13 protein-coding genes are annotated in these 17,178 nt (G+C 70.3%); 9 read left to right on the plus strand and 4 right to left on the minus strand.

The window, feature by feature from the left end:
• The first annotated feature begins 37 nt into the window (after window positions 1-37).
• The 4 genes from PV734_RS42955 to PV734_RS42970 all read left to right on the plus strand — a co-directional run bounded on the left by PV734_RS42955 (window position 38) and on the right by PV734_RS42970 (window position 5,453).
• Window positions 38-2,020 (plus strand): Ig-like domain repeat protein, encoded by a 1,983-nt coding sequence (locus PV734_RS42955; protein WP_319294768.1) that lies wholly within the window; start codon window positions 38-40, stop codon window positions 2,018-2,020.
• A 97-nt stretch (window positions 2,021-2,117) separates the two neighbouring features.
• Complete coding sequence (locus PV734_RS42960) at window positions 2,118-3,032, plus strand: sortase (protein WP_319294770.1); 915 nt, start codon at window positions 2,118-2,120, stop codon at window positions 3,030-3,032.
• Between the two features lie 499 nt (window positions 3,033-3,531).
• The gene (gene pstB / locus PV734_RS42965) at window positions 3,532-4,308 is read left to right on the plus strand and encodes a phosphate ABC transporter ATP-binding protein PstB (RefSeq protein WP_415924367.1); all 777 of its coding nucleotides are present in this window, start codon (window positions 3,532-3,534) and stop codon (window positions 4,306-4,308) included.
• A gap of 206 nt (window positions 4,309-4,514) precedes the next feature.
• Window positions 4,515-5,453: a DUF3152 domain-containing protein gene (locus tag PV734_RS42970; RefSeq protein WP_319092524.1), complete on the plus strand. Its 939-nt coding sequence runs from the start codon at window positions 4,515-4,517 to the stop codon at window positions 5,451-5,453.
• 15 nt (window positions 5,454-5,468) lie between these two features.
• Here the strand turns inward: PV734_RS42970 and PV734_RS42975 are convergent, their stop codons facing one another.
• The 4 genes from PV734_RS42975 to PV734_RS42990 are packed head-to-tail and all read right to left on the minus strand — an operon-like array spanning window position 5,469 to window position 10,972.
• Entirely contained in the window at window positions 5,469-7,781 is a 2,313-nt protein-coding gene (locus tag PV734_RS42975; protein WP_319092523.1) for a glycoside hydrolase family 3 N-terminal domain-containing protein, read from the minus strand.
• Between the two features lie 50 nt (window positions 7,782-7,831).
• Window positions 7,832-8,737, minus strand: a complete 906-nt coding sequence (locus PV734_RS42980; RefSeq protein WP_319294772.1) for a carbohydrate ABC transporter permease — start codon at window positions 8,735-8,737, stop codon at window positions 7,832-7,834.
• A 4-nt stretch (window positions 8,738-8,741) separates the two neighbouring features.
• On the minus strand, window positions 8,742-9,632 hold the full coding sequence (locus PV734_RS42985; protein ID WP_319092521.1) for a sugar ABC transporter permease: 891 nt from the start codon (window positions 9,630-9,632) through the stop codon (window positions 8,742-8,744).
• The gene (locus tag PV734_RS42990; protein ID WP_319092520.1) at window positions 9,629-10,972 is read right to left on the minus strand and encodes an ABC transporter substrate-binding protein; all 1,344 of its coding nucleotides are present in this window, start codon (window positions 10,970-10,972) and stop codon (window positions 9,629-9,631) included. Before PV734_RS42990 ends, PV734_RS42985 begins: the two co-directional genes overlap by 4 nt.
• A 141-nt stretch (window positions 10,973-11,113) precedes the next feature.
• On the opposite strand from PV734_RS42990, the gene PV734_RS42995 reads away from it, so the two are divergent.
• The 5 genes from PV734_RS42995 (at window position 11,114) to PV734_RS43015 (ending at window position 17,074) form a co-directional block, all read left to right on the plus strand.
• On the plus strand, window positions 11,114-12,184 hold the full coding sequence (locus PV734_RS42995; protein WP_319092519.1) for a LacI family DNA-binding transcriptional regulator: 1,071 nt from the start codon (window positions 11,114-11,116) through the stop codon (window positions 12,182-12,184).
• A gap of 455 nt (window positions 12,185-12,639) precedes the next feature.
• Window positions 12,640-14,010 (plus strand): endo-1,4-beta-xylanase, encoded by a 1,371-nt coding sequence (locus PV734_RS43000; RefSeq protein WP_319092517.1) that lies wholly within the window; start codon window positions 12,640-12,642, stop codon window positions 14,008-14,010.
• A gap of 103 nt (window positions 14,011-14,113) precedes the next feature.
• On the plus strand, window positions 14,114-15,199 hold the full coding sequence (locus PV734_RS43005) for an LCP family protein (RefSeq protein WP_319092516.1): 1,086 nt from the start codon (window positions 14,114-14,116) through the stop codon (window positions 15,197-15,199).
• A 141-nt stretch (window positions 15,200-15,340) separates the two neighbouring features.
• Window positions 15,341-15,697: a YciI family protein gene (locus PV734_RS43010; RefSeq protein ID WP_319092515.1), complete on the plus strand. Its 357-nt coding sequence runs from the start codon at window positions 15,341-15,343 to the stop codon at window positions 15,695-15,697.
• Window positions 15,698-15,787: 90 nt separating this feature from the next.
• A complete protein-coding gene (locus tag PV734_RS43015) occupies window positions 15,788-17,074 on the plus strand; it encodes an RNA polymerase sigma factor (RefSeq protein ID WP_415924366.1) in 1,287 nt (428 codons plus the stop codon).
• Window positions 17,075-17,178 lie beyond the last annotated feature (104 nt).

Consider the following 17,178-nt stretch of genomic DNA (forward strand, 5'->3'; position numbering starts at 1 on the left):
CCACACGACGCACACGACGTACAACAGGAGAACCCCGATGCGCAGAACGCGCCTCACCGCGGCCATGGTCGCCGCCGCCGTGGTGTCCGGCACGCTGGCTCTCGCGAGCCCGGCGTCCGCCGACCCCACCCCCGCCGGAACGTTCCGCCAGCTCGTGGGCGTCGGTTCCGACACCACCCAGGACGTCCTGAACGCCCTCGCCGGTGACACCGTCAACGACAAGAGCTACGCCGACACCGCCGTGAAGTCGACGGCCGGCGCGGGCCTCGCCTCGTACGACGCGATCGGCTCCGCCACCGTCCAGACCCGCTCCGGCGGTACGGCGTTCACCCGGCCCAACGGCTCAGGGCCCGGCCGGACCGCGCTCAGCATGTCGCTCACCGGCGACCTCTTCCCCAACGCGACAGGCGTCTCCGTCAAGGGCCAGGTCGACTTCGCGCGCTCCTCGGGCGGCCCGAGCGTCTCCGGCACCGCGCTCACCTACATCCCGTTCGCCCGGGACGCGGTCGGTGTCGCCGTACGCGGCTCCGGCCTCGACACCCTGACGGTCGACCAGCTGCACGACGTCTACGCGGCCGGCAGCGACCACAAGGTCAACGGCCAGACCGTGCACCCCGTCCTCCCGCAGAGCGGCTCCGGCACCCGCAAGTTCTTCCTCGGGGCGATCGGCCTCAACGAGAACACGGTCGACACGAGCATCGCGACCGTCCAGGAGAACCAGGCCGACTCCGCGCTCACCACCGACGGCACCCTCGTACCGTTCTCCGTGGGCAGCTGGATCGCGCAGAACAACGGCATCGCCCCCGACCACAGCAAGACCGCGGTCGCCGCCGGCGCACACCTGGCCGGCGTCACACTGCCCGGCGACACCGGCGCGACCAGCCCGGTCACCACGGTCAACGGCAAGCTCGCCCCGGTCGGCGGCTACTACGAGAACGCCACCTTCGGCCGCGACGTCTACAACGTCGTCCCGACCCGGGCGATCGACCCGAGCAGCGTCTTCTTCGACAAGGACCTCTACGACGTCTTCGTCACCAGCGGCACCCACGAGGCGGCCCTCGCCTCCGACGCCGCCGGGGCCGTCATCGCCAAGTTCGGCTTCGTGAACGAGTCGTACAACGGCTCGGTCAACCTGGCCAGGCACGCCAAGGTCGGCGGCCTGGAGATCAGCGGTCTCGAAGCCAAGACGCCCGCCGCGCCCACCCTGAAGACCACCCCCGGCGACGCGAGCGTCAAGCTGGCCTGGACCGCGCCCAGCCCCGCCCCGGCCCAGCCCGTCACCGACTACCGCGTGACGCTGACCGGCGCCGACGGCGCGCTCGTGGCCACCAAGGACGTCCCGGCCACCACCACGTCGTTCACCTTCTCGGGCCTCGCCACCGGCACGTACACCGCCTCGGTCGCCGCCGCCAACCTGATCGGCACCGGCGACGCCGCCTCCTGGACCGGCGCGGTCAAGTACGTCAGCACCACGAAGGCGTCCGCCGCCACCACCGCGTACGGCGTCGCCCCGAAGGTCGCCGTCACCGTGACCGGCAGCCACGGCGTCGTCCCCGCCGGCAAGGTCACCGTCAAGGAGGGCGCCACCACCCTCGGCACCGGCACCCTCAGCAGCGCGGGCAAGGTCACCGTCAGCCTGTCGAACCACCTCAAGGTGGCCACGCACACGCTGACCGTGTCCTACGCGGGCGCCGCCAAGCTCAACCCGTCCTCGGCGACCGTCTCCCTCAAGGTCACCAAGGCGACCCCGGCCGTCGGCACCAGCGCCCCGGCCTCGGTCAGCCACACCGCCCGCGCCAAGGCCACCGTGAAGGTCACCGCGACCGGCACCACCCCCGCCGGCACGGTCCGCGTCCTGGAGGGCACCCGCGTCATCGCCACCGGCACTCTCAGCGCCGGCAAGGTGACCGTCACCCTGCCCGCCCTGGCCAAGGGCAGCCACACCCTGCACGTCTTCTACGTCGGCTCCACCACGGTGAACTCGAAGAACGGCGCGAACTTCGTCGTCAAGTCCACCTGATCCCCGCCCCACCACGTCGGGGGACCGCCGCCACGGTCCCCCGACTCCCTCCCCAACCCCCTGAACACCCCCTGAACCGCGAAGGAGGCGGGCCGCCGTGACGGTCGCCGTACAGACCCCGCTCGCACCGGCAGCGTCCGCCGCACGGACGCGCGTCGCGAGTGTCACCGCCGTCCGCCATCTCGCCCGGGGCGGCCTGCTCAGCCTCGCCGCCCTGCTGCTCGGAGTCACCGCACAGCTGCTGTTGGTCAGCGGCATTCAGCAACACAGCGCCCAGCAGGCCGCGTTCGACGCGCTGCGCGACCAACTCGCCCAGGGCACCGCCCCGGTGGCCCAGGTCGACCAGCAGGGCAGCCTGCTCGCCCCGGGGACGCCGGTCGCGCTGCTCGACGTACCCGCCCTGGGCATGTCCCAGGTCGTCCTGGAGGGCACCGACTCCGCCGTGCTGACCGACGGGCCCGGTCACCGCCGGGACACCCCGATGCCCGGACAGGCCGGCACCAGCGTGCTGATGGGCCGGGCCGCGGCCTACGGCGGCCCCTTCGGACGGCTGGCCGATCTCACCGCAGGAGACACGTTCACCGTCGTCACCGGCCAGGGCAAGGCGACGTACCAGGTCAGCGGCGTACGACGGGCCGGTGATCCGGCGCCCGCACCGCTCGCCGCCGGAAAGGGGCGCCTGGTGCTGGTCACCGCCACCGGCCCGCGTTTCATGCCGGACGGTGTCCTGCGCGTCGACGCCGACCTGGTGTCCGCGCCGGCGCAGACCCCGGCGGCCGTCATCCGCTCCGGCACCCTGCCGCGGGCCGAGGAGCCGCTCGCCCGGCCCTCCGGGGTGCCCTGGCCGCTGGTGATGTGGCTGCAGGCCCTGCTGCTCGTGGCGGTCGCCGCGGTGTGGACCTGGCACCGCTGGGGCCGCCACCAGACCTGGATCGTCTTCGCCCCGGTCGTCGCCGTCCTGGGCCTCCAGGTCGCCACCCACACCACCGAGCTGCTGCCGAACCTGCTGTGAACCGTTCCTGTGGACTGAGCGGGAGTGAGTCCGTTCAGCCGCGCGCCCCGAACGGTCTTGGGCGAGCTGGTCCCCGGCGTACTCGACCCCGGGTGGCGACACGCATCCTGTGCGTGGTCCTTGCCCGGGAGGCCAGTTCCCTATGCGGCCTGGGCAGTTGGGTACGGCCAGGGGGCGGCGGGGAGGCCCTGAACCATCCTCTGGTGGAGCAGGGGCCCCGCACGCTGGCGCCGTACCCGGTGTCCCAGGTCGCACGATCACGTTAACCCGAACAGCCCAGACCACCACAAGCCCGCACGCGAACGATCACACGATCGAGCTAATCCGGCCTTATATGCACTCCTTGGCGAGCAGCTCCAACCCCGCCGCGCCCTTCGCCGCGCCCCGACTTCCGAGACCCGAGGTACCCGCCGTGACCGACTCCCTGACCGACACGATCGTCCTGCCCGCCACCCCGGCCCCGGTCCCGGCCGGTGCTGCCACCGGCGCCGCGACGACCGTGCCGGCGATGCTCGAAGCCCGGGCGGTGTCGGCCTGGTTCGGCAGCCACCAGGTGCTCAGCCGGGTCTCCCTCACCATGCCCGCCGGGCAGGTCACCGCGCTCATCGGCCCCTCCGGCTGCGGCAAGTCGACGTTCCTGCGCACGCTCAACCGGATGCACGAGATGATCCCGGCGGCGGCACTGGCGGGCGAGGTGCTCCTCGACGGCGAGGACATCTACGACCCCTCCCGGCGGCTCACCGACGCGCGCCGCCGCATCGGCATGGTCTTCCAGAAGCCGAACCCGTTCCCCGCCATGTCGATCTACGACAACGTGGTGGCCGGCCTGCGCCTTACAGGGACGCGCACGGGCCGCCGCGCGAAGGACGAGCTGGTGGAGGAGTCACTGACCCGGGCGGGCCTCTGGAAGGAGGTCCGCGACCGGCTCCGGCAGCCGGGCGGCGCGCTCTCCGGCGGCCAGCAGCAGCGCCTGTGCATCGCCCGCGCACTGGCCGTACGCCCCCGGGTCCTCCTCATGGACGAACCGTGCTCCGCCCTCGACCCCACCTCCACCCGCCGCGTCGAGGAGACGATCCACGAACTCGCCGGCGAGGTCACCGTCGTGATCGTCACCCACAACATGCAGCAGGCCGCCCGCGTCTCCCAGCAGTGCGCGTTCTTCCTCGCCGAGCAGGGGACACCCGGCGGCATCGTCGAACACGGGTCCACCGACGCCGTCTTCGGCAACCCGACGGACCAGCGCACGGCGGACTACGTGGCGGGCCGCTTCGGCTGAGCCCACGAGCGGCCGACAGGGCCGCCGACCCGGCCGCAACCCGACGCCCACGAGAAATTTCCCGAACCCCTTCAACCTTTTCGCCCCGAGCACGCTCAAGAACAGGTGAGACAGAAACCTGTGAGGCGTGTGAGGGGCGTGATGCGTATGAGGCATGTGTGCCTGTGCGGCATGTGCGCTCCAGAACGAGACAGGCGGTTCCCCCGATGACTGAGCAACGACGTGCCATACGTGGTTCGCGCCGACTGACCGCGTTACGGCGACGGCGCAGGCGCCGGACCCGGATCGGGGCGATCGGCGCCACGGTCTGCCTCGCCGCGCTCGGTACTGCGGCCGTGCCGGTGCTCCTGCCCCGTCTGCTGCCGGACACCGCGTCCCGGTCCCGCTCCCCGGAGGCGGCCCGGACACCGGCCCAGCCCACCCCGGGTGCGGGGGCGGACGGTACGAGCCGGCCCCCGGACGACTCCACCGCCGGCGCGGCCCCCGAGCCGTCCGGGTCACCCAAGTCCCCGGGCGGCAAAGGCACTTCCGGGTCGGGGAAGGGGCCGGGCAAGGGCGCCGGGTCCGGATCCTCCTCGCAGCCCGCGATCCCCGCATCCGGCCCCGGCACCTTCGAAACGGCCCCGCTCACCGTCACCGGGCCCGCCTCGGGAACCCCGTTCCGCGTCCAGGTCGAGGACGGCGCGGGTGTCGACCCGGCGGACGCCGCACGCCAGATCGGCGTCATCCTCGGCGACCGGCGCGGCTGGGGCCGAGCGGGTGCCAGGTTCCGTCAAGTCACCGGACCGGAAGCCGAGTTGACGTTCCGTGTCGCCACCGCGGCCACCACCGACAAGCTGTGCGACGTGCGGCAGGCGGATCACAAGGGCGAGGTCAACTGCCGTACGGGTGCCGACGTCGTGATCAACCTCAAGCGCTGGCAGCTGGGTTCGCCCGAGTTCGACGGACCGCCGGTCGAGTACCGCGCCCTCATCGTCAACCACGAGGTCGGCCACTGGCTGGGCCGCGGCCACGAGACCTGCCCGGGTCCCGGCCGCCCCGCGCCCGCGATGATGCAGCAGATCGACGGCCTCAAGGGCTGTGTGTCCAACCCCTGGCCCTACGACACGCGGGGCCGCTACCTGAGCGGCCCCGCCGTCCCGTGAGGCGACCGGGCGGGGCTACCCCACCGGGTCGGTCGACGTCCCGCACCGCATCCGCCGATCCGCCCCCAACTCCCTTGTTGAGCCCACCAGTCGCACCCGGGCCGCGTGCCGCACGTCCGCACTGGACGCCCCGAGCCGCAGCTCGAGCACGCCCGGTTCGACGACCCGGCGTCCCGCCCGGTCGGTGAACGCCGACAGGTCCGCGTGGAAGCGGAACGTGACGCGGCTCGCGGCCCCGGGCGCCAACTCCAGCCGCTCGTAACCGATCAGGCGAACGTCGGGCCGGGTCACCGACGCCACCGGGTCGTGCAGATACAGCTGGACGACCTCCGCCCCGGCCCGCGCACCGGTGTTGCGGACGGTCACCGACACCTCGTACGAACCGTCCGTGCCGATCTCCGCCGGACCACCCTCCGTGAAGTCCTCCCAGGTGAACGAGGTGTAGGAGAGCCCGTGCCCGAACGGGTACAGCGGGGTCGGGTCCAGGCTGCTCACCCCGCCCGCCAGGCCCAGCGGCGGCTGGAGGTACGTCCACGGCTGGCCCCCGCGCTCCCTGGGCACGCTCACCGGCAGCCGGCCCGAGGGGTTGACGCGGCCCGACAGCACTCCCGCGACCGCCGGACCGCCCTCCTCCCCGGGGAAGAACGCCTGGACCACCGAAGCCAGCCGGCCGTGCCAGCGCCCCAGCGCGTACGGGCGCCCGCTGAGCAGCACGAGCACCACCGGCACCCCCGTCGACACCAGCGCGTCCAGCAACTCAGCCTGTACGCCCGGCAGTTGCAGCTCGGCCACATCGCAGCCCTCGCCCGAGGTGCCCCCGCCGAACAGGCCCGCGCGGTCGCCCATCACCGCCACGCACACATCCGCCTCGGCGGCCTTGGCCACCGCCTCCTCGAAGCCCGAGACGTCCGGCCCCGACGTGTCGCAGCCCTCGGCGAACGTCACCTTGGCGTCGGGGAGTTCGGTGCGCAGGGACTCCAGGAGCGTGGGGATGTCGATGCCGAGCGGAGTCTCGGGATGGTTGGGCAGGACATGCGAGGGGAACGAGTAGCAACCCAGCATCGCCAGCGAGTCCGCCGCCCGTGGCCCGACGACCGCGATCCGGGTGTCCGGGGCCAGCGGGAGCAGCCCGTCCGGGTTGCCGAGCAGCACCACCGACTCCTCCGCGAGCCGGCGGGCCAGCGCCCTGTTCCCGGCCGAGTCCAGATCGACGGGCCCGTCCGCCGGCTCGGGCCGCCAGTCCTCGTCCAGCAGCCCCAGTTCGCACTTCTGCGTCAGCACCCGCCGCGCCGCCCGGTCCACCAGCGACTCCGGGACCTCGCCCGCCCGTACGGCCGTCACCAGCGCCTCGCCGTAGCTCCCGAACGACGGCAGTTCGACGTCGATACCGGCGGCCAGGGCGGCGTGGCCCGCCTCGGCCGGGGTACCGGCGATCCGGTGCAGGGACTGCAGGAAGGCGATGCCGAAGTAGTCCGAGACCACCGTTCCGGTGAACCCCCATTCCTCGCGCAGGAGTTGGGTGAGGAGGTAGGGGTCGGCGGAGGCCGGGACACCGTCCGTCTCCGTGTAGGCGGCCATCACGGAGCGCGCCCCGCCGTCGCGCAGTGCCATCTCGAACGGGGGAAGCGTCAGGTCCGCGAACTCCCGGGATCCCGCCCGTACCGGCGCCAGATTGCGGGCGCCGACCGAGCCCGCGTACCCCGCGAAGTGCTTCAGCGTGGCGATGATCCCCGCCGACTCCAGACCCCGCACATACGCCGACCCGATCGTCCCCACCAGGTACGGGTCCTCGCCGATCGTCTCCTCCACCCGACCCCAGCGCGAATCCCGTACGACGTCCAGGACCGGGGCGAGACCCTGGTGTACGCCGACCGAGGCGAGGTCGTGGCCGATACGGGCCGCCATCTCCTCCACCAGCTCGGGGTGGAAGGTGGCACCCCAGGCCAGCGGGACCGGGTAGGCGGTCGCGCGCCAGGCCGTGAAGCCCGCCAGGCACTCCTCGTGGGCCAGCGCCGGGATACCGAAGCGGCCCGCCCCGACGATCCGACGCTGGGCGCGGGCCAGCGCCTGCGCGCCCAGCGTCGGGTCCACGGGGGCCGTACCGAAGGGGCGTGTGAGCTGGCCGAGACCCTGGGTGATCAGCTCGTCCCACTGGTAGTCGGCGGTCAGGTCGTGCTGGTGCGGTGCGACCCCGTGGCCGTCCGTCGAGGCGCCCACCCAGACGCCGTACAGCTGGGCGGTCTTCTCCTCCAGGGTCATCCGGGAGAGCAGGTCGTCGACGCGGTCGTCGGCGGACAGGGCGCGGTCACGCCAGGGGGCGGTCGTCATGGAACTCCTGTCAGAGTCTGCGAGTTCGGTGTCTGCGTCGCCGCCGGTGCTCATTTGCCCCCCACCCCCATCAGGCCGCCGATCAGTGCCCGCCGGGCCACCAGGTAGACGGCGAAGATCGGGATGCCGGAGAGGACGACCGACGCGAGCAGGGCGGGGATGTTCACGCCGAACTGGCTCACGAAGTTGAAGAGGCCGAGGGTGAGCACGCGGGGTTCGTCGGACTGGGTGAAGATCAGCGGGAAGAGGAAGCCGTTCCAGGCCTGCAGGGCCGCGTAGATCACGACGGTGCTGATGCCGCCCTTGGCCAGGGGGACGGTCAGCTGGAACAGCATGCGGACGGGGGAGGCGCCGTCGAGGGCCATCGCCTCGTACAGGTCCTCCGAGATGTCCCGCAGGGTGCCGGTGAGGACCAGCACCGAAACCGGCATCGCGAAGGCCGCCGTCGGCAGGATCACCGCCAACAGACTGTCGTACAGGTCGAGTTTGGCGATGAGGAGATAGAGCGGGACCACCACCGCCTGGGCCGGGATAGCCACCCCGAGCAGGAACAGCCGGAAGGCCGCCCCCGACCAGCGGGTGCGGGTGCGCACGGCCACGTACGCCAGCGGGACACAGAGCCCGAGGACGATGACCACGACCGTCACCGCGACGATCACGGTGTTGCTCAGCAGATGCCAGAAGCCGGAGTGGAGAACGGTGTTGTAGTTGTCGAGGGTCGGATCGGTGGGCGGTTTCAGGGGGTTGCCGGTGAGCGCCTTGTCGGGTCCGGTGAGCGAGGCCGACAGCATGGCGTAGATCGGCACGAGGACGATCACCAGCCAGACGACCGAACCCAGACCCGCCAGCGGGTTGGCGCGCCTCGACCAGTGCCCGCGCCGGCGGTGAGCCTCGGTCCGCGGCCGGTCCGGGCGCTTGTCGGTCGTCGTGGGACGGGGAAGCGTGTCGTGTGACACTCCGTCACATCCCTTCACGCGTACTGCGCATGCCGCCGAAGCCGGTCAGCCGGATGAGGACCAGGGACAGGCCGGTCGCGGCCAGCACGAGCGAGGACGCGATGGCGCTCGCGTAGCCGAAGTCATAACTCTTGAAGCCCGCCTCGTACATCAGGTACGGCAGGATCGCCGTGTCCGTGCCCGGGCCGCCCTTCGTCAGGATCAGGACGGTCTCGAAGTACGTGAGCGAGCCGACGACGATCAGCACGGTCGACGTGGTGATCGTGTGCCGAAGCTGCGGCAGCGTGATCGAGAAGAACTGGCGGTAGCGGCCCGCGCCGTCGATCGCCGCCGCCTGATAGAGGACCTCGGGGATCTGGCGGGCCCCGCCCTGGTAGATCAGCGTGTGGAACGGGATGAACTGCCAGCCGCCGACGAACACGATCGCGAGGAACGCGCCGCTGGACGAGCCGAGGGTGTCCTTCTGGATGATGCCGAAGTTCGGGTCGAGCAGGGCGTAGAAGAGGACCGAGATGGCGGTCGAGGAGAGCAGGAACGGGACGAAGAAGATCGCCGAGAGGACGGCCCGGTTACGCTGCCGTCCCGCCGCCCACACGCCGAGCAGCAGCGCCACGACGGTCTGGAACGCCCAACTCGCCGCGGTGAGAAGGACGGTGAGTGTGAGTGACTGCGTCAGCCGCGGATCGTCCAGCAGTTTCTGCCAGTTGGCGAGACCCACCGGCTTCGGGTCGCCGAGGCCGTCCCACTTGGTGAAGGAGAGATAGAAGGCGAGGCACATCGGGACGACCGCGAAGAAGGTGAAGAAGAGGACCGCGGGAAGCGCCCAGACGGCATTCGGCCGCCCGGCCCGCGCCTTCACCGGGCTTCCGCCCCCAGAAGTGACCGTCGAGCTCACTTCAACTCCTTGCAGGCCGACACGAACTCACTGGGCTTCGACTTGCCCGTGAAGAGCTTCCCGATCTCCGTGTGCATCTTCGTGCCCAGCTCGTCGCCGAGCGCCTGGTCCCAGGAGAGCGTGAAGGCGGGCGCCTGCTGGACCATCTCGTACTGGAACTTCGCGTACTCCGGGTTGGGCGCGGAGGACAGCAGCGCCGCCGCGTTCGAGGTGGTCGGTACGTCGCCGAGGGCGACCAGGTCCTTCGCGTACGCCTCGGACGCGCAGTCCTTGAGGAAGGCGATCGCCGCGTCCTTGTTCCGCGTACGAGGGTTGATCGACCAGTAGTTGGTGGGGTTGCCGACGACGTTGCGGACGTCGCCGGCACCGTCCTCGATCTTCGGGAAAGCCGCCCAGCCCAGGTTCGACCTGGCGAAGTCGGGGAACTTGCCGAGCTGCGTCGAGTACTCCCACGAGCCCATCAGATGCATCGCCGCCTTGCCCTTGGCGAACACCGCCGGAGCACCGCCGTTGACGTACGACACGGAGGTGAACTTGGAACCGAAGGCGCCGTCGTCGACGAGTCCCTTCACCATCTCGGCGGCCTTCAGTACCGCCGGATCGCCCCAGCCCTCCGCGTCGCCGTTCTGGATGCGCTTGAAGACCTCGGGGCCGCCGATACGGTCCACCAGGTACTCCAGCCACATCAGTTCGGGCCAGAGGTCGGAGCCGCCGAGGGCGAACGGGGTGATGCCGGCCTTCTTCAGCTTGCTGTTGATGTCGAGCAACTGGTCCCAGGTGGTGGGCGGTTGGAGCTTCTGCTCGGCGAACACCGCCTTGTTGTAGAAGAGGATCACCGGCTGCATCCCGCGCATCGGTATCCCGTAGTGCCGGCCGGCCAGGTCACCGGCGGCGAGCACGGAGGGCAGGAAGCCGCTCTTCAGCACCGGGTCGTTCTCGATGACGTCGGTCAGGTCGACGATCTTGTCGGCCTCCTGGTACGCCTTGATGGAGCCGCCGCCCCAGTTGAAGAAGACGTCCGGGGCGCTGGGCGAGCCCATTGCCGTGCGCAGCTTCGCCGAGTAGTCCGAGCCCGGAATCTTCTCCAGCTTGACCTTGCCCTTGGCCGTCCTGCTGGCGGCCGACTTGTTGAACCGCGCGACGGCCGCGGCCTGCACCTTCACGGCGTCGTCCCCGTAGACGAACGCGGTGACCGTGTCCCCGCCACCGCCCGAACCCTCACCCGAGCCGCAGGCGCTGAGGCCGGTGGTGAGCAGGGCGGACGCGCCGGCGCCGAGCACCCAGCGCCTGCTGAACGCCGTACCGGCGGGCCGGGCGGACCGCCCTCTGTTCGACTCCATGACAGCACCTCTCGCGAATGTTCTGAACGAAACCTGAACGAGTCTCTGTACGAATCTTTCGGGTGGTACTTCGAATGTTCCGGGAACTTATGGTGGGACAGGGTCTTCGTCAAGGGGTCGCGCAGGGATACGATCGCCGCCATGAGACCCTCGAAACCCGCTGAATCGCAGACGACACCGCAGTCCACGCAGACCGCGACGCTCGCCGAGATCGCCCGCGAGGCAGGCGTCTCCGCTCCGACTGTTTCGAAGGTGCTCAACGGCCGTGCCGATGTCGCCCCCGCGACCCGGACCCGCGTCGAGGACCTGCTGCGGGCCTACGGCTACCGTCGCCGCCGCGCGGAGGCGACCCGCTCCCCGCTGATCGACCTGGTCTTCCACGAGTTCGAGAGCGCGTGGGCGATGGAGGTCATCCGGGGGGTGGAGAACGCGGCGCGGGAGGAGGGGCTGAGCGTCGTCCTCTCCGAGAGCGCGGGCCGCCTCACCCCGGGCCGCACCTGGGCCGACCAGGTCGCGGCGCGCCGCCCGCACGGTGTGATCCTCGTCCTCTCGGGCCTCGACGAGTCCCAGCGGGCGCTGCTGACCAGCCGCTCCATCCCGTTCGTGGTGATGGACCCGGCGGGCGACCCCGGCGACGACGTGCCCTCGGTCGGCGCGACCAACTGGCAGGGCGGCCTGGCGGCCACCCGCCACCTGGTGGAACTCGGCCACACCCGCATCGCGTCGATCAGCGGCCCGTCCCGCATGATGTGCAGCCGCGCCCGCGTGGACGGCTACCGAGCGGCCCTGGAAACGGCGGGCCTCCCGGTCGACCCCGCCCTCCTCAAGGTCGGCGACTTCCACCACGAGACCGGCTACCGAGCCGGCCTCGAACTCCTCCGCTCCCCGAACCGCCCCACCGCCGTCTTCGCCGGCAACGACCTCCAGGCCCTCGGTCTGTACGAGGCCGCCCGCGAACTCGGTCTGCGCGTCCCCGAGGACCTCAGCATCGTCGGCTTCGACGACCTGCCGATCGCCCGCTGGGTAGGCCCCCCACTCACAACAGTCCGCCAGCCCCTGATGGAAATGGCGGAAACGGCAGCCAAACTGGTCCTGAACCTGGGCCGCGAGGACGGCACCTCAGGAGCGACAAGGGTAGAACTGGCAACAAGCCTGGTAATCCGCAACAGCACAGCACCACCTGCCCAGCAGCCAGAGCGACAGCCCGCCTAGGAACACAAGAAACCGCCCGCCAAGCCACAACACCCCCGCAGCGACCCACGGCCCAGATCAGGGACGCGGGGAACTGCGCGAAAACCCACGACGCACCTGCAGCGTTCCACGGTCCTGATCAGGGGCGCGGGGAACTGCGCGAAAACCCACAACACCCCCGCAGCGACCCATGGCCCAGATCAGGGGCGCGGGGAACTGCGCGAAAACCCACGACGCACCTGCAGCGTTCCACGGTCCTGATCGGGGGCGCGGGGAACTGCGCAAAAACCCACGACGCACCTGCAGCGTTCCACGGTCCTGATCGGGGGCGCGGGGAACTGCGCAAAAATCCACAACGCCCCCGCAGCGACCCACCGACCCCCAGTTGCCCAACCGTATTGACGCGCAACCCAAGTCCCCCCACACTGCACCGAAGTCAATCGGTTGAACAGCCGAAACTTTCGGAGGCACCCGCAATGAGCCCCTCCAGAACAGCCCCCCGCACCCGCTGGACGACCCTCCTAACCGCCGCAGCCACCACCGCCACCCTCCTCCTCACCCTCACCCTCACCCTCACCGGAACGGCAACCGCGGCAGACCCCCCACTACGCGACCTCGCCACCACCAAGGGCAAAGTCATAGGCACCGCCGTCACCGGCTCCAAACTCACCGGCACGTACGGCGACCTGGCCGGCACCCAGTTCAACTCCCTCACCCCCGGCAACGCCATGAAGTGGGAGTCGGTGGAGCCCACCCGCGGCTCCTACAACTGGACCGAGGCCGACCAGATCGTCGCCTTCGCCCAGGCCCACAACCAACAGGTACGCGGCCACACCCTGGTCTGGCACAGCCAGAACCCCGGCTGGCTGGCGAACGGCACCTGGACTCCGGCCCAGCTCAGCACCATCCTCCAGGACCACATCACCACCGAAGTCACGCGCTACAAGGGCAAGTTGGCGGCCTGGGACGTGGTGAACGAGCCCTTCAACGAGGACGGCACCTACCGCTCGACGCTCTGGTCGAACAACCTCGGCACCGACTACATCGCGCAGGCCCTGACCTGGGCGCGGGCAGCCGACCCGACGGCGAAGCTCTACATCAACGACTACAACGTCGAGGGCGTCAACGCGAAGAGCACGGCCCTCTACAACCTGGTCAAGTCCCTCAAGGAGCGCGGGATCCCGATCGACGGAGTGGGCCTGCAGGCTCACCTGATCCTCGGTCAGTACCCCTCGACCCTCCAGCAGAACATCCAGCGGTTCGCCGATCTGGGCGTCGACGTGGCGATCACGGAACTGGACATCCGTATGCAACTCCCCGCCACAGAAGCCAAGTTGACCCAGCAGGCGGCCGACTACAAGGCCGTCATGGGCGCATGTGTGGCCGTGACCCGGTGCGTCGGTGTGACCGTCTGGGGCTTCACCGACTCCGACTCGTGGATCCCGGACGTGTTCGACGGATACGGCGCGGCGACCCCGTACACCGAGAGCTTCGCCCCGAAACCGGCGTACTACGCCATCGCCCAGTCGTTCGGCGGCACCCCGTCGACGGAGGGCTGCACGGCGACGTACAGCATCCCGAGCCAGTGGAACACCGGGTTCACCGGGCAGGTGACGATCGCCTGTTCCGCGGGCCGCTCGCTGTCGTCGTGGAAGGTGAGCTGGACGTACGGCGCGGGTCAGCAGATCACGCAGGCCTGGAACGCGACCTGCACCCAGGCGGGGGCGGCGGTGACCTGCGTGAACGCCTCCTACAACGGGCCGGTGCCGAGCGGCGGCTCGGTGAGTTTCGGCTTCAACGGGACCTGGAGCGGGAGCAACGCCGTACCGACGGTCACGCTGGGCTGAGGCCCAGGTCGAAGGGTGATCCCGACCTGAGAAGTGTGAGATTTTCCGAAGAATGCCGGGCATGCGCCCCTGCGCGTAATAATTCGGACGTACGTTCCTCCCTGTGACGGGAGACGAGGAACAGACGTCGGGCGACGACGGGGGCGCGGAAAGACAGGTGGGCCGGCAGCCGGGCCGACGGTCGTCGCGCTGGCTGAAGGCCGTCGGTTTCACCCTGGCCGGCACCCTGGTGCTCGCCGCCGGGGGCGCCGGTTACGCCTACTGGCATCTGAACGACAACATCAAGAGCGTCGACATCGACAGCGCGCTGGGCGACAACCGCCCGGCGAAGACGAAGTCGCTGCCCTCGGCAGGGGTGTCCGCCTCGGCGACACCCCTGCCGAGCGAGGCGCTGAACATCCTGGTCCTGGGCTCGGACTCGCGCAGCGGCAAGCGGAACCAGGCGCTCGGTGGCGGCAGCAGCGAGGGCGCGCGGTCCGACACGGCGATGGTCGTCCACCTGGACGCGGGCCGCACGAAGGCGACGATCGTGAGCATCCCGCGCGACACGCTGGTCACGCGCCCCTCCTGCCCTCTGTCGGACGGGGGTTCGACGGCGGAGGCGTACGGCGTCATGTTCAACACGGCGTACTCGGTCGGTGGCCCGGTCTGCGCGGTCAAGACCGTGGAGGCGATGACGAACGTCCGCATGGACCACTACCTGGAGGTCGACTTCGCCGGCTTCGCCGACCTGGTGGACGCGTTGGGCGGAGTGACGGTCACCACGACCGAGGACATCCACGACGAGGACAGCCACCTCGACCTGAAGGCGGGCGAACACCACCTCGACGGCACCAAGGCCCTCGCTCTCGCCCGCACCAGACACGGCATCGGCGACGGCAGCGACCTGGGCCGAATAGGCCTCCAGCAGACCCTGGTCAAGGCCCTCCTCCAGCAGATCTCCTCGACGAACCTGCTGACCAGCCCGACCAAGCTGTACAAGGTCGCCGACGTGGCCACGGCCAGTCTGACCACGGACACCGGCCTGAACTCGCTCAGCGAGCTGATGAGCCTGGGCGAGAGCGTGCAGGGCCTGTCGGCGGACCAGTTGACGACGGTGACGATGCCGGTGGTGACGGCGGCGTCCGACGCCAACCGGGTGGTCGCCCAGGAACCGGAGGCGGCGGACCTGTGGGCGACCTTGCGTTGATGGGGCGCCTCTGACCTGCGGAAACGCCTTCCGGGAAAATTTCCCGAAGAAATTTCCGCAGCCGTGTCGATCCCGGTCCTCCCCGTTCGACGCACAGGTGAGAGCCCGGAAGGAACCGGGCCCCGCCCAAGGAGGAACCCGATGCCCCGCTACCTCTCCCTCGTGAAGATCGACGAAGCCACCGCCCCCGCCGAGGGCCCCAGTCCCGAGCTGATGCAGCGCATGGGCGAGCTGATCGAGGAGATCACCAAGGCCGGCGTGATGCTCGACACGGCCGGCCTCACCCCCACCGCGCAGGGCACCCGTGTGCACTGGCAGGACGGCAAACTCTCCGTCACCGACGGCCCCTTCACCGAGTCCAAGGAGATCGTCGGCGGCTACGCGATCATGCAGTGCAAGGACAAGGCCGAGGCCCTGGAGTGGACCAAGCGCTTCCTGAAGGTCCACGAGGAGCACTGGACGGTCACCTGCGAGGTACGGGAGATCGCGGAGGGCTGAGCGAAGCCGCTCTGCTCGCCGCGTTCCCCGCGCTGCCCGCACTCCCGGCTTCCTTGGCCGATCGTCGCCGACGGTGTCTGATGGTGGGCTGTGACCCAGCAGCCCACCTCCGACTCCGACTCCATGACCGAGCGATCCGTAGAGACGGTCTTCCGCCTCGAGTCCCCCCGCATCATCGCGGCCGTCACCCGCACCGTCCGGGACATAGGAATCGCCGAGGAACTGGCCCAGGACGCCCTGGTCGCCGCTCTCGAACAGTGGCCCCGAGACGGCGTCCCCGACAACCCGGGCGCCTGGCTGATGGCCACCGCCAAGCACCGCGCCGTCGACCTGGTCCGCCGCCGAGAGACGTACGCCCGCAAACTGACGGAGATCGGCCGAACCCTGGAGACGACCGTCCTGCCGGTGGAGCCATCCGCCCCCGACGACATCGACGACGACCTGCTGCGCCTCGTCTTCACCGCCTGCCACCCGGTCCTGTCCGCCGAGGCCCGTATCGCCCTCACCCTCCGTCTCCTCGGCGGCCTGACCACCCCCGAGATCGCCCGCGCCTTCCTGGTCCCCGAGGCGACGGTCGCCCAGCGCATCGTCCGCGCCAAACGAACCCTCGCGACGAAGAACGTCGCCTTCGAGGTCCCGTACGGCCCACAGCGCGAGGCCCGACTCGGCTCGGTGCTGGAGGTCATCTACCTGATCTTCAACGAGGGTTACGCGGCCACAGCCGGCGACGACTGGCTTCGCCCCGCCCTCTGCGAGGACGCCCTGCGCCTCGCCCGCGTGCTGTCGGCCCTGATGCCCAAGGAACCCGAAGTGCACGCGTTGACGGCCCTGTTGGAGCTACAGGCGTCCCGATCGGCGGCCCGCACGGGCCCGACCGGCGAGCCGGTGCTCCTCAGGGACCAGAACCGTTCCCGCTGGAACCGCATGCTGATCGCCCGCGGCTTCACAGCCCTGGCCCGAGCGGAAGCGACCGGCGCCACGACCACCACGTCGGGCCCGGGCCCGTACGTCCTCCAGGCCACCATCGCCGCCTGCCACGCCCACGCCGACTCCTACGACGCCACGGACTGGCCCCGCATCGCCGCCCTGTACGCGGCCCTGGCCGTACGGTCCCCGTCCCCGGTGGTGGAGTTGAACCGAGCGGTGGCGGTCTCGATGGCCGAGGGCCCGGCCGCCGCCCTCCGGATCATCGACACCCTGACAGCCGAACCGGCCCTGCGGGACTACCACTTGCTCCCCAGCGTGAGAGGCGACCTCCTCCTCCGCCTGGGCCGCACAAAGGAGGCAGCAGCAGAATTCCGAAGAGCGTCAGAACTGACCCAGAACGAACAAGAACGCCACTTGCTAAGAACCCGAGCGCAAAAATGGGCCCCGTAGGGCCCCCTAGGAGTTGTCTTCAAATGTCACGCCCACATCAGGAGCGATGCGAGGGTGACGGCGGCTTGGTAGGACTCGGCGGTCTTGTCGTAGCGAGTAGCGAT

Origin of the sequence: Streptomyces sp. AK08-02, assembly GCF_033795085.1 — a bacterium.
Lineage (GTDB): Bacteria > Actinomycetota > Actinomycetes > Streptomycetales > Streptomycetaceae > Streptomyces > Streptomyces echiniscabiei.